Genomic DNA, 12,564 nt, shown 5'->3' on the forward strand with positions numbered 1-12,564 from the left:
GTTTTCATAAGTTGCATACATAATGAGAAGTGGATCACATATAAAGCCCCAACGGCTCCGTACACTACCGATCCATTAACCTTTATGAGGCAAACGCCATGCACCCACGTTTTCAAGCTGCTTTCGCCCAGCTTGCCGAGAATTTGCAATCAGCCCTGGCTCCGGTTCTGGCGGATGCGCATTTCCCCGCCCAGCTGACGGCGGAGCAGGTCACGACGCTGAAACAGGCAACGGGACTGGATGAAGACGCGCTGGCTTTCGCACTGCTGCCCCTGGCTGCTGCCTGCGCGCGTGCCGACCTTTCCCACTTCAACGTCGGTGCCATTGCACGCGGCGTAAGCGGAACCTGGTACTTCGGCGGAAACATGGAGTTCCTCGGTGCGACCATGCAGCAGACCGTTCACGCCGAGCAAAGCGCCATCAGCCACGCCTGGCTGCGCGGTGAAAAAGCGTTGAGCGCCATCACCGTTAACTACACCCCTTGCGGTCACTGCCGTCAGTTTATGAACGAGCTGAACAGCGGGCTGCAGCTGCGCATTAACCTGCCGGGCCGCGCGCCGCATACGCTGGGGGATTACCTGCCGGACGCCTTCGGTCCGAAAGATCTCGAGATTAAAACGCTGCTGATGGACGAGCAGGATCACGGTTTCGCGCTGTCCGGCGATGACCTGAGCGAAGCGGCCATTCGTGCGGCGAACAAGAGCCATACGCCGTACAGTCAATCGCCAAGCGGCGTGGCGCTACAGTGCCGTGATGGCCGCATCTTTACCGGCAGCTATGCGGAGAACGCCGCGTTTAACCCTACGCTGCCTCCGCTGCAGGGCGCACTTAACCTGCTGAGCCTGAACGGCTACGACTATCCGGACATTCAGCGCGCCATTCTGGCAGAAAAAGCCGATGCGCCGCTGATTCAGTGGGACGCCACCGCCGCGACGCTGAAAGCGCTGGGCTGCACCACAATCGACCGCGTGCTGCTTGCCTGAACCTTCCGGCGGGCAGAAATGCCCGCCAGTTTGCTGAAAAAGCCCTCAGTTGATTCACCGTTTCTTGCGCTAACCAGGCGGGTACAGTAGCCTGAGTGAACTTTCATCCACGAACGAGCCATCTCCATGTTAAAGCGCGTTTTTTACAGCCTGTCTGTCCTGGTCGGCATACTGCTGTTGATCGTGCTCGGTCTCGACCGCTGGATGAGCTGGAAAACCGCCCCCTACATTTTTGACGACCTCCAGGATCTTCCCTACCGTCAGGTTGGCGTGGTGCTCGGCACCGCCAAGTATTACCGCACCGGCGTGATCAACCAGTATTACCGCTACCGCATACAGGGTGCGCTGAACGCCTATAACAGCGGCAAGGTGAATTACCTGCTGCTGAGCGGCGATAACGCCCTGCAAAGCTACAACGAACCGGTGACGATGCGTAAGGACCTGATTGCCGCAGGCGTCGATCCTGCCGATATCGTGCTCGACTACGCCGGGTTCCGCACCCTGGACTCCATCGTGCGCACCCGCAAGGTGTTCGACACTAACGATTTCATCATCATCACCCAGCGCTTCCACTGCGAGCGCGCGCTGTTTATTGCGCTGCATATGGGTATCCAGGCTCAGTGCTACGCCGTGCCGTCGCCAAAAGACATGCTGAGCGTGCGCGTGCGCGAGTTCGGTGCCCGCTTTGGCGCATTAGCCGATCTCTACATCTTCAAACGTGAACCGCGCTTTTTAGGCCCGCTGGTGCCGATCCCGGCAATGCACGAAGTGCCAGAAGATGCGCAGGGTTATCCGGCGGTGACGCCAGAACAGCTGCTCGATCTGCAGAAAAAAGAGAAAAAATAGCCTCCGTTTATAGTTTCTTTACGCCGGGTGCTACGCTTTTTATCCCCTCTTTACACCTGACCTTTTACGCTGAGTTCATTGCCGCTACGGCTTCATTGAAGACTGACTATGAACTCGATAATGAACGCGTTTTTCCTGAAAAGTATTCGCCCGTACTTTAATTTCCCGGGTTTATCGCTGCCGACCGCGCTAAATTCCGGCCTCTATCTTGAGGAGAAGCTTGCCTCTCTGAAGCAGAGCCTGTCGGTGGAAGTGGCGGATTATCTCGAGCGTTACCCACAAACCAAACACATCGATGTCTGTCTCAACGATATTAACGGCATTATGCGCGGTAAGCGACTTTCCGTAGACAGCATGCTGAGTCTGGAGAAAGGCTGCTATTTTCCTCTCTCGGTCTATTCGATGGATCAAAAAGGGAAAGTCGCCGCGTCACGTGACGATGAGCCAGACCGACTTTGCATGCCGGTTGCCGGTTCCCTCCGCCCCTCTTCCCACGATCCGCTGCATACCGCGCAGATCCTCCTGACGATGAAGGACAGCGATGGGCAACCTTGTCCCCTTGAGCCACGCGTCATATTGCAGAACGTTCTGGCGCGTTTTCATCAGCACGGGCTGTACCCGGTTATGGCACCGGAAATTGAGTTCTACCTGACGGGGCCTGGCACTCAGGCGCTTCAGAATCAGGGCTGCTTTCATATGGATACGTCGTCAGCCCACGCTGCGCTGTTTGACGAGCTGGAACAGCTGGCACACCGGCAGCATATCCCCCTGACCGGCATTGTGGCAGAGGCAGAATCAGGTCAGTTCGAGTTAAACCTGAAGCACAGCCATCGGGTCGTGGAGGTATGTGACAATATCCTGGCACTGCGTCGGTTAACGCGGTTTGTCGCTGAAAAGCACGGCCTTCAGGCTAACTTTATGGCCAAGCCGTTCAGCCTCTTGTCCGGCAGCGGCCTGCATTTTCATTTCAGCCTGAATGATATTCACGGTGAAAACGTATTTGCCTCACCGGCTGATGAACTCAATAGCATGATGCGCTTATGCATCGCAGGTCAGCTGGCGCTGATGCCCGCCTCCATCGCCATTCTGGCCCCCGGCGTTAACGCTTTCCGGCGCCTTCGTAAAAACCTCACAGAGCCATTATTCCATTCATGGGGTTATAACACCCGCACTGCCGCGCTGCGTATCCCCTGCTCTGATGAGAGCAACCGTCGTATTGAGTACCGTCTGGCGGGCGCTGATGCCAACCCATATCTCGTTGCGGCAACCATCCTGACAGGTATGTTGTACGGTCTGGAAAATTTCGATGAGGATGATTTACCGGAACCGCAGCGTGATGAGCCAGAACTTCCACTGTTCCAGCAGCAGGCAATCGAGGCGTTTTCCCGCTGCCAGTATCTCACCGACAGCTTAGGCGAAGCCTTTTCAGAACAGTGGATAGCCTGCAAGCTTTCTGAACTTGACTGGTTCGAGAGCATAGTCACCGGACAGGAATCCACGCTAGCGTAAAAAAAAGCCCGCTCAATGAGCGGGCCGGATAATGCGAGATGCCATTATTTCTTACGTGCGTATTTCAGTGAGTCCAGCGCAACCGCGAAGATGATGATGGCGCCCTTAATGATGTACTGCCAGTAAGGGTTCACGCCGATGTAGGTCAGACCGTAGTTGATGACGGTAAAGATGATCACACCGGTGACCACGCCGAGCACGGTACCCACACCGCCGCTGAAGGAGACGCCACCCACCACGCAGGCCGCAATCGCATCCAGCTCGTACATGAAGCCAAGATTGTTGGTGGCAGAGCCGATACGGCCCGCTTCCAGCATCCCGCCGAAGGCGTAGAACACACCGGACAGCGCATAAATCATCAGCAGGTTCAGGGCAACGTTAACGCCGGAGACTTTCGCCGCTTCCGGGTTACCGCCGATGGCGAAAATGTTTTTACCAAAGCGGGTTTTGTTCCACAGCACCCAAACGAAGGCCACGGCAATCAGCGCATAGAAGGTGATATAGGACAGGCGGAAGCTGCCCAACGCGATAAATCCTTGCGTAAAGGTCGAGAAGCCGCTGTCAAAGCCCGAGATTGGCGACGCGCCCACGAAGTCGTAGTACAGGGAGTTGATACCGTAAACGATGATCATCGTACCCAGCGTGGTGATAAATGGCGTCACGTTCAGGTAAGCAATGATGATACCGTTGATCAGGCCGATCACCGCACCGATGGCGCAGACAATCAGGATCACCACGAAAATCGGCATGGTGGCCATTTCCGGGAACACCTTGTTGGCGTTTTCCATCGACTGCAGCAGCGTTGCCGCAATAACCGCCGCCAGCCCTACCTGACGTCCTGCTGACAGGTCAGTCCCCTGGGTGACAATCAACCCCGCCACGCCCAGCGCGATGATGATACGCACGGAGGACTGAGTCAGAATGTTACTCAAGTTCAGCAGGCTTAAGAACGTAGGATCCTGGAAGATAATAATGGCCAGTAATACTAAAAGAACAACGTAAATACCGCCTTCTTTCAGATAAGTGAGAAAACTTTTCTTATTTAACGCACTCATGAGGAGCCCCTGATCTTAAAGGTGCAAAGACGCAAGACGCAAAATTTCGTTTTGCGTTGTCGTTTTGGTGTCAACAATACCGGCAACGAGACCATTGCTCATAACCAGAATACGGTCTGTGATCCCTAACAGTTCCGGCATTTCGGAAGAAATAATAATGATCCCTTTATTCTTTTTCGCCAGCTCAGCAATCAGCTGATAAATTTCAAATTTTGCACCCACATCAATACCGCGGGTTGGTTCATCCAGCATCAGAATTTCGGGCTGGGTCAATAACCAGCGGCCAATAATGACTTTTTGCTGGTTCCCACCCGAAAGCGAACCAATTTGCGTACGGTGGCCTGGCGTTTTGACGCGCATGGAGTCAATTACCCACTGGGTATCGCTCTTCATGCGGGAATTATCCAGCAGACCGATTTTACTTTTATAGTTACGAATGTTCGAAATTAACGAGTTAAAGTTAATATCGAGATAGGCATAAATACCGGTCGAGCGACGCTCTTCCGTCACCAGCGCGAAACCGTTATTAATGGCTTCGTTGGCGTTATGGTTGTTAATTTTTTTACCGTGCAGCGTAATGGTGCCGCCCGATTTTTCCCGGATACCAAACAGGGTTTCCACGATATCGGTACGTTTGGCCCCTACCAGTCCGGCAATGCCCAGAATTTCGCCTTTGTGCAGGTCGAACGAGATATCGCGAATGGACGGCTGGCGCAGCGAGGTGAGATTGCGCACTTCCAGAATCACTTCGCCCGGCTTGTTTTCTTTGTCCGGGAAGCGCTGGTTCAGGGAACGGCCGACCATCATGGCGATGATCTTGTCCATGTCCAGCCCTTCCAGCGGCTGAGTGGCAATCCACTGGCCGTCGCGCAGGATGGTAATTTCATCGCACAGCTGGAAGATCTCTTCCATTTTGTGCGAGATATAGACAATCCCACAGCCGCGATCTTTCAGCTTGCGAATAATAGTAAAAAGGTGATTAACCTCTTTTTCCGTTAATGACGACGTGGGTTCATCCATGATGACGATCTTCGCGTCATAGGAGAACGCTTTGGCAATTTCGATCATCTGCATCTGGGAAACGGATAATGTCCCCACGCGGGCGCGCGGATCGATATCAATATCCAGCTCATCGAAAATCGCTTTGGTGTCGCGATACATTTTATCCTGATCGACAAACACACCTTTGGTTGGGTAACGTCCCAACCACATGTTATCCATTACCGAGCGTTGCAGTACCAGGTTTAATTCCTGGTGAACCATCGAGATACCGTTTTCCAGTGCTTCTTTCGCTGAATGGAAATCGATCTCTTTCCCCTGAAAAAGAATGCTGCCAGAATCTTTTTGATAGATCCCAAAAAGACATTTTAATAATGTTGATTTACCCGCACCGTTCTCCCCCATCAAGGCATGAATAGAGTGAGGACGCACTTTTAAATTAACATTATCGAGTGCCTTAACACCGGGGAAAGACTTGTTAACACCGGTCATTTCCAACAAGTATTCACCGGACGACTGAGTAGTTGTGCTGACCATAATTATACCTTGTTGGCCTCGCATATCGCGTTATAAAAGGGCGCAACGAATTGCGCCCAGTGAAGACAAAACAAAGATCTTATTTACCGATAAACTCAGCCAGGTTGGACTGGTCTACGCCCACGTATGGCACGCGAACGATTTTGTTTTCAATTTTCCAGGTCGTGCCGTCAGCAGCACCTTTACCGTCGGCCAGGTTTTTCGCCAGGTCAAAGGTGGCTTTCGCCTGGTTGTTGGCATCGTTCAGAACGGTACCGGCCATCGCGCCGGATTTAACCAGCGCCAGCGCTTCTGGCAGCGCATCTACGCCGAACACAGGAATGGAGGATTTGTTGTGTGCTTTCAGGGCTTCAACGGCACCCATCGCCATCGCATCGTTGTTCGCGATCACGACTTCGATTTTGTTGGCGTTCGGGCCAGACAGCCACGCGTCCATCTTATCTTTCGCCTGAGCGGTATCCCACATGGCGGTATCTAACGCCAGCTGCTGGGTTTTCAGGCCCTTGTCGTTCAGCTCTTTAATAACGTAGGTGGTACGGGCTTCAGCGTCCGGGTGGCCTGGCTCGCCTTTCAGCAGAACGAACTGAATTTGACCGTCTTTGTTCAGGTCCCAGTTCGGGTTCGCCGCCCAGTGTTTCGCGATCAGATCGCCCTGAATAATGCCGGACTCTTTGGAGTCAGTACCGACGTAAAACGCTTTGTCGTAGCTATCCAGCGCCTTACGGGAAGGTTCTTTGTTGAAGAAGACGATTGGCACGTTCTGGCCGCGCGCTTTCTCAATAACCGTGCCTGCTGCAGCCGGGTCAACCAGGTTGATCGCCAGGGCTTTCACGCCTTTCGCCAGCAGAACGTCGATCTGGTCGTTCTGTTTGGACTGGTCGTTCTGGGAGTCGTTCATCAGCAGCTGAACGTCTGGCGCTGCTTTCGCATCTTTCTCAATCGCTTTACGCACAACGGACATGAAGTTGTCGTCGTATTTATAGATGGTCACGCCAATACGGGTATCCGCAGCGTGCGCTGCTGCACCAAAAAGCATGCTTGCCATTACAGCAGACAGAGTCAACACCTTCTTATTCATGGTATCTCCGGTTTTTTTTATGCAGGGTAGTTCTTGTGAATAACGGTCGGCGGGCAGGTGTTAATAAAACGTTACTGATCGCCGAAGTTCACTTATAAAATTTCTATCTTCCGTGTTCGGTAACGCTCCAGAAATGCGTTTTATTCGTTGTTTTCGGCTCGCTGGCTATAGTGAAAATGATTAATCACCGTTACATAGCGTTTCAGCCTCTAAAACGCTGACATCATAGTCAGCGGCTTGTTAAGATACTGTGAATTTACTCACAGATTGAAAACGGTTACATCACGCCACATAATTAGTTAGTGATCGGAGCCACAGTTTGCCGAATAGAGACAGAATGCCGCCTGACTAAAGTTGGCATGAAACAGTGTGTTGCCTCAGGATCCAGCAGGCCTGCGGCCCCCTGCAACGCCAGTTCTGTTGCCAGTTTCGCCATCGAGGCAATGGGGTAACGCACGGTGGTTAACTGCGGGTCGGTGTAACGGGCAATCGGGATATCATCGAAGCCAATCAGCGACAAATGCTGTGGCACCGCAATTCCGTTGTCTTTCAGCGCAGTCAGCGCCCCCGCCGCCATGCTGTCGTTATAGGCAAACACGGCGGAAAGCTGCAGATTACGGCCCAGCAGCTCGACCATTGCGGCTTCCCCGCCCTGCATATCCGGCGTACCGGTTCCTACCCAGCTTTCCAGCGGGACAATGCCGTGCTCTTTCAACGCATTCTGCCACCCTTCCCGACGCATTCCGTCGTCTTCAATCTGGTGGCTGGAAGCAAGATACCCGATGCGCTGATGGCCGTTGCTGATGAGCATCCGCGTCGCCATCATCGCGCCGCTGACGTTATCCAGCCCAACGCAACGGTGCGCGTAGCCTGGCACAATCCGGTTGATTAACACCATCCCGGGGATCTGCTCCATAAACCCGGCCAGCTCTTCGTCGCTTAACGCTTTTGAATGCACAATCAGGGCATTGCAACGCTGGCGTATCAGCACCTCAATGGCATGACGCTCTTTTTCCGCCTCGTGATAGCTGTTGCCAATCAGCACGTACTTCTGGTGCTGCTGGGCGACAACGTCCACCGCTTTAACCAGCGCGCCAAAGAAGGCATCGGACACATCCATCACCACGACGCCAATGGTATCGCTCACCTGGGTCGCCAGCGCCTGCGCGTTGGCATTTGGCCGGTACCCAAGCTGGGTCACGGCTTTCATTACGGTTTCACGGGTTTCAGGGCTGACCAGCGCGCTGTTGTTCAGCACGCGAGAGACGGTAGCCACGGAAACGCCCGCCAGGCGGGCGACGTCACGAATGGTGATCATGTTCACCATCCTTCATAGGATTGCAGCAACTCACAGACACCCCCTGTGTTTAGCAAGGAGGCTATTTTGGCAGCGAGAAAGAGGGGACTACGTGAAGAAGCTCACACAGATGAAAACGCTTACATCCGTTTTGTTAATGATTGTGATCCAGATCGTTATCCGGATGTATTACGCAATGATACACCCGAAGCATGTGCGGTTAATTTTCGCCAGACCCACTCCAGCGGTCCCTGGCGGAAATAACGCAGCCAGATAACGGAAAACGCCAGGTTAACCATCCAGACCGGAATAACAAACGCCAGCAGCGTGAGTCGGTCGAATTTCATAAACAGGCCAAATCGGTAGAACAGCGTGGTGCAGATCAGCGTTTGCAGGATGTAATTGCTTAACGCCATGCGGCCAACGCAGGCCACGGCGCTGACAATCCACAGGCGGGAAAGCTGCGGCCAGAAGCCGTAGATCAGCGCCGCGTAGCCAATGGTCTGGAACGGGGCGCTAAGCTCACGCGGCACCTGAAGCAGGAAGGCGCACCAGCGGTAATCCCAGTGAAGATGCCACTGCATTATCACCGCCGGGAGATTAATCAGCACGCCGAGCAGGACCAGACCCGCGCCCGTGCGGCGATAGTGGCGCAGGCTGAATTCACCCTTCAACCAGCCGGTGCGCATCAGGGATGCCCCCATCAGCATCATCCCTGCCAGCTGCCAGCCGTACTGCGCGCCCAGCGCAAGGAGATTATCACCGAGCATATCGGCCCGATTACCTATCGCCTCAGCCCCCCCTTTCAGCTTCCAGAACTGCTCATACTGCAGGTTGGCCGCGTCGGGGATCCACGAGCGGTTTGTTGAATCGCCAGAGATAACGCCCAGCAGAAACAATACGCACAGCCCCATGACATAGAGCATCACGCCGGTGTTGAACAGGCTTTTTACGCTGGGCGCATCGCGGATAAGACGCCAGCAGATGAGCCCGACTAACCCGTAGGCGAGCAGAATGTCGCCATCCCAGAAAAACAAACCGTGAATAAAGCCGAGGATCGCCAGCAGCGTTAAACGAGACTGGATCCAGCGCGTGCCGCGTTTGAGCAGAAGCTGCAACCCTGCGCCAAACAGCAGCGCAAACAGCGTCAGGAATTTAACCTGCGCAAAGAGATCGAGGATTGCCCATGTCCAGGCATCGCTTCGGGTGATATCGCCGTACCAGGCGGGATTGAGATAAGCGGCCTTCGGCAAACCGAAGGCGCTAATATTGAGCAGCAGGATACCGAGAATGGCGACGCCGCGAACAAAATCGAGCGTGACGTTTCGCTCCATGGTCCCTGCCCTGTCTGATTAATTGTGGTGACGCACGGCGCGCAGAAACTCCTGGCGGGTGTTCTGGCTCGATTTAAACAGACCGCCCAGCGACGTGGTGGTGGTTGCGCTGGTCGCATCACGCACGCCACGCGCTTTCACGCAATAGTGCACAGCGTCGATAGAGACCGCCACGTTACTGGTGCCCAACAGCGTTTGCAGCGCAGTCAGGATCTGCTGCGTCAGACGCTCCTGCACCTGCGGACGCTGGGAGAAGAATCGCACGATACGGTTGATTTTGGACAGGCCAATTACCGTATCTTTTGGAATATACGCCACGGTCGCTTTGCCATCGATGGTCACGAAGTGGTGCTCGCAGGTACTGGTGAGCGTGATATCGCGCACCGTCACCATCTCATCGACCTTCATTTTGTTTTCAATGACGGTGATTTTCGGGAAATTGGCGTAATCAAGGCCAGAGAAGATCTCGTCTACGTACATTTTCGCGATGCGCTGAGGCGTCTCCATCAGGCTGTCATCGCTCAGATCGAGATTCAGCAGTTGCATGATCTCGGTCATATGCCCGGAAATCAGACGCTTACGGGTTTCATTATCCAGTTCCTGAACCGGGGGACGCAGTGGCGTTTCAAGACCGCGCGCAACCAGGGCTTCATGGACCAGAGCAGCTTCTTTACTGAGTGATGACATTCTTTTCTCCTGCAGGTGTGGCGTCTTTTGCCCTCGTTGTGGCAAAAGTGTGCGCTCATTGTGCGTGAGGCGGCGCACATAATCCAGTATTCACGACGATAATTATTGCAATTGCTGCTGCCTTTCAGCCTGACGGTTCCAGACCAGTGCCCCGCCGATGAACAGCGCGATGCCCGCCAGCCCCAGCGCAGGCTCCAGCCGATGCGTTAACCAGGTGGAGAGCGCGGACGTCACAGGGCCAATCAGCTGGCCGATGGCATAGCCGGTGGTGAGCAGTCCCGCCATATAGCGCGTGTGGTTCGGTGCCAGCTCGCGACCGTAGAGCAGAGAAAGCTGCACGGCACATAAGAACCCGCCGCCGACCAGCAGACCGCCCGTCAGCAAACCGCCAATGCCCGGCAGCAGCCAGGCGGCCAGCACGCCTGCACCCTGTAACCACAAAACAATCGCCAGCCTGCGGTTAGCCGTGGATGTATGGCGCAGTAGGATGCTGAGCACAATGCCGATGACGGCAGCGAAACCGAAAATCGGCCAGACAAACTGGGCAAACAGGCTGCCAGGAAAACGCACCGCCGCCATTTGCGACAGGAAGGTCGCCGGGAGGATATAGCCAAACCCCGCGAGGCTGTAGCTCCAGACCAGGCGCTTTAAATCCGCCGTCAGCACCAGCGGCTCCGGCGCGGTACCGGGTCTATGAAGTTGACCCGCACGCGGCAGGTAGCGCGCTACCAGCGCAATCAGCACCAGCGCCAGCACGCCGTAAATCTGCCATGCCGCCCCGGCAGAGAGCGCCTTCGCCTGAATATAGACCGCGAGCAGCCCGCTCAGGGCAATGCCTGCGCCCGGCCCGGCAAAGACAGCGGCGCTAAGCCCCGGTTTGCCCAACTGACCCAGCCGTTCGTTGGTCCAGGCGGCGATGAGTACCATCGACCAGCCGCTCATGCAGCCAATCACGAATCGCAGCAGGCCGTGCACCACGGCGTTATCCGCCGCCGCGGAGAGCAGCGTCAGCGCGACCGCGCCGGTGATGCCCAACCAGAGGCGTGTTTCCACAAATCGATGGGCGCGCATGGCATCCCATGCCCCGACCAGATAGCCCAGATAGTTCATCGCCGCCACCAGACCCGCACTGGTTAGCGTGAGTTGCCCGGCGGCAATCATCAGCGGTACCTGAGGCGTAAAGGCAAAGCGCCCGATCCCCATTGCCACCACCAAAACCACAAATCCGCTGAGCGCGATACGCAGCGCCATGACCGCTCCAGTTGTTAAAGAAAAGTAAATTTATGATGCAGTATCTGAGCGTAAGGGGAAAGTGAAAGTTACTCACAGGTCAATGAAAACTCTGTATTATGGATTTTATGAATACGTATCATCATTAAGGAGCCTTGCATGGAACTGCTCGAAGAGCACCGTTGTTTTGAAGGTCGACAGCAGCGCTGGCGGCACGACTCCACCGTCCTGAACTGTGCGATGACGTTCAGCATTTTCCTGCCGCCGACGGAAAAACCGCCGGTTCTGTTCTGGCTTTCTGGCCTGACCTGCAACGACGAAAACTTCACCACCAAAGCGGGTGCGCAGCGTATTGCGGCAGAGCTTGGCATTGCGCTGGTGATGCCAGACACCAGCCCGCGTGGGGATGAGGTCGCCGACGATGCCGGATACGATTTAGGCAAAGGCGCCGGATTTTATCTCAACGCGACCGAGCAGCCGTGGGCGAGCCACTACCGCATGTATGACTACATTCGTGACGAGCTGCCTGCGCTGATTCAGGCGGAGTTTGCAGTGAATGACCGTTGCGCCATCAGCGGGCACTCAATGGGGGGGCACGGTGCGCTTATCATGGCGCTGAAAAACCCTGGGAAATACACCAGCGTGTCGGCGTTTGCGCCGATTGTGAACCCAACGCAGGTACCCTGGGGGCAAAAAGCCTTTACCCACTATCTGGGCGATAATGCAGAAACCTGGCAGGAATGGGACAGCTGCGCGCTGATGCTGGCAAGCCAGACAGAGGATGCGATACCAACGCTTATCGATCAGGGTGATGCGGATCAGTTCCTCGCCGGACAGCTACAGCCTGCGGTGCTGGCTGAAGCGGCTCGCCAGAAGGACTGGCCGCTGACGCTGCGCATTCAGCCGGCGTATGACCACAGCTATTACTTCATCGGGTCTTTTATTGAAGATCATCTCCGCTTCCATGCGGAGCACTTGTTCGCATAAGTGCATGCGATTGCCGGGTGGC

Annotated in this window: 11 protein-coding genes; 4 read left to right on the forward strand and 7 right to left on the reverse strand. The window is 55.0% G+C overall.

Annotated features, from left to right (window positions below):
- The first annotated feature begins 98 nt into the window (after positions 1 to 98).
- The 3 genes from cdd to EXW94_RS07775 all read left to right on the forward strand — a co-directional run bounded on the left by cdd (position 99) and on the right by EXW94_RS07775 (position 3,338).
- Positions 99 to 983 carry a cytidine deaminase gene (cdd, locus tag EXW94_RS07765; protein ID WP_126817484.1) on the forward strand — a complete coding sequence of 295 codons (885 nt, stop codon included), beginning with the start codon at positions 99 to 101 and terminating at the stop codon, positions 981 to 983.
- Between the two features lie 126 nt (positions 984 to 1,109).
- Entirely contained in the window at positions 1,110 to 1,829 is a 720-nt protein-coding gene (gene sanA, locus EXW94_RS07770) for an outer membrane permeability protein SanA (RefSeq protein ID WP_010433553.1), read from the forward strand.
- A gap of 120 nt (positions 1,830 to 1,949) precedes the next feature.
- The gene (locus EXW94_RS07775; protein ID WP_174339851.1) at positions 1,950 to 3,338 is read left to right on the forward strand and encodes a glutamine synthetase family protein; all 1,389 of its coding nucleotides are present in this window, start codon (positions 1,950 to 1,952) and stop codon (positions 3,336 to 3,338) included.
- A gap of 44 nt (positions 3,339 to 3,382) precedes the next feature.
- On the opposite strand, the gene mglC is transcribed toward EXW94_RS07775, so the two are convergent.
- The 7 genes from mglC to EXW94_RS07810 form a co-directional block, all read right to left on the reverse strand.
- The gene (gene mglC, locus EXW94_RS07780; protein WP_010433547.1) at positions 3,383 to 4,393 is read right to left on the reverse strand and encodes a galactose/methyl galactoside ABC transporter permease MglC; all 1,011 of its coding nucleotides are present in this window, start codon (positions 4,391 to 4,393) and stop codon (positions 3,383 to 3,385) included.
- 15 nt (positions 4,394 to 4,408) lie between these two features.
- Entirely contained in the window at positions 4,409 to 5,929 is a 1,521-nt protein-coding gene (gene mglA / locus EXW94_RS07785) for a galactose/methyl galactoside ABC transporter ATP-binding protein MglA (RefSeq protein ID WP_010433543.1), read from the reverse strand.
- A 79-nt stretch (positions 5,930 to 6,008) separates the two neighbouring features.
- A complete protein-coding gene (gene mglB, locus EXW94_RS07790) occupies positions 6,009 to 7,007 on the reverse strand; it encodes a galactose/glucose ABC transporter substrate-binding protein MglB (RefSeq protein ID WP_010433541.1) in 999 nt (332 codons plus the stop codon).
- 295 nt (positions 7,008 to 7,302) lie between these two features.
- Positions 7,303 to 8,325, reverse strand: coding sequence for an HTH-type transcriptional regulator GalS (gene galS, locus EXW94_RS07795; RefSeq protein ID WP_108416596.1), 1,023 nt, complete (start codon positions 8,323 to 8,325; stop codon positions 7,303 to 7,305).
- Positions 8,326 to 8,480: 155 nt separating this feature from the next.
- Entirely contained in the window at positions 8,481 to 9,638 is a 1,158-nt protein-coding gene (gene yeiB, locus EXW94_RS07800; RefSeq protein ID WP_010433536.1) for a DUF418 domain-containing protein YeiB, read from the reverse strand.
- A gap of 18 nt (positions 9,639 to 9,656) precedes the next feature.
- Positions 9,657 to 10,325 carry a GTP cyclohydrolase I FolE gene (gene folE, locus EXW94_RS07805; protein WP_010433535.1) on the reverse strand — a complete coding sequence of 223 codons (669 nt, stop codon included), beginning with the start codon at positions 10,323 to 10,325 and terminating at the stop codon, positions 9,657 to 9,659.
- 102 nt (positions 10,326 to 10,427) lie between these two features.
- The gene (locus tag EXW94_RS07810; RefSeq protein WP_174339852.1) at positions 10,428 to 11,576 is read right to left on the reverse strand and encodes a YbfB/YjiJ family MFS transporter; all 1,149 of its coding nucleotides are present in this window, start codon (positions 11,574 to 11,576) and stop codon (positions 10,428 to 10,430) included.
- A 138-nt stretch (positions 11,577 to 11,714) separates the two neighbouring features.
- On the opposite strand from EXW94_RS07810, the gene fghA reads away from it, so the two are divergent.
- Positions 11,715 to 12,542, forward strand: a complete 828-nt coding sequence (fghA, locus tag EXW94_RS07815; protein ID WP_174339853.1) for an S-formylglutathione hydrolase — start codon at positions 11,715 to 11,717, stop codon at positions 12,540 to 12,542.
- The last annotated feature ends 22 nt before the right edge of the window (positions 12,543 to 12,564 follow it).

The sequence above is a fragment of the Enterobacter sp. JMULE2 genome (assembly GCF_013337145.1).
Taxonomy (GTDB): Bacteria; Pseudomonadota; Gammaproteobacteria; order Enterobacterales; family Enterobacteriaceae; genus Enterobacter; species Enterobacter mori.

Excerpts from the sequence above, each read along its gene's own strand:
- mglB (WP_010433541.1), bottom strand. The coding sequence starts at position 7,007 with ATGAATAAGAAGGTGTTGACTCTGTCTGCTGTAATGGCAAGCATGCTT.
- sanA (WP_010433553.1), top strand. The coding sequence starts at position 1,110 with ATGTTAAAGCGCGTTTTTTACAGCCTGTCTGTCCTGGTCGGCATACTG.
- EXW94_RS07810 (WP_174339852.1), bottom strand. The coding sequence starts at position 11,576 with ATGGCGCTGCGTATCGCGCTCAGCGGATTTGTGGTTTTGGTGGTGGCA.
- mglC (WP_010433547.1), bottom strand. The coding sequence starts at position 4,393 with ATGAGTGCGTTAAATAAGAAAAGTTTTCTCACTTATCTGAAAGAAGGC.
- folE (WP_010433535.1), bottom strand. The coding sequence starts at position 10,325 with ATGTCATCACTCAGTAAAGAAGCTGCTCTGGTCCATGAAGCCCTGGTT.
- cdd (WP_126817484.1), top strand. The coding sequence starts at position 99 with ATGCACCCACGTTTTCAAGCTGCTTTCGCCCAGCTTGCCGAGAATTTG.
- EXW94_RS07775 (WP_174339851.1), top strand. The coding sequence starts at position 1,950 with ATGAACGCGTTTTTCCTGAAAAGTATTCGCCCGTACTTTAATTTCCCG.
- fghA (WP_174339853.1), top strand. The coding sequence starts at position 11,715 with ATGGAACTGCTCGAAGAGCACCGTTGTTTTGAAGGTCGACAGCAGCGC.
- galS (WP_108416596.1), bottom strand. The coding sequence starts at position 8,325 with ATGATCACCATTCGTGACGTCGCCCGCCTGGCGGGCGTTTCCGTGGCT.
- mglA (WP_010433543.1), bottom strand. The coding sequence starts at position 5,929 with ATGGTCAGCACAACTACTCAGTCGTCCGGTGAATACTTGTTGGAAATG.
- yeiB (WP_010433536.1), bottom strand. The coding sequence starts at position 9,638 with ATGGAGCGAAACGTCACGCTCGATTTTGTTCGCGGCGTCGCCATTCTC.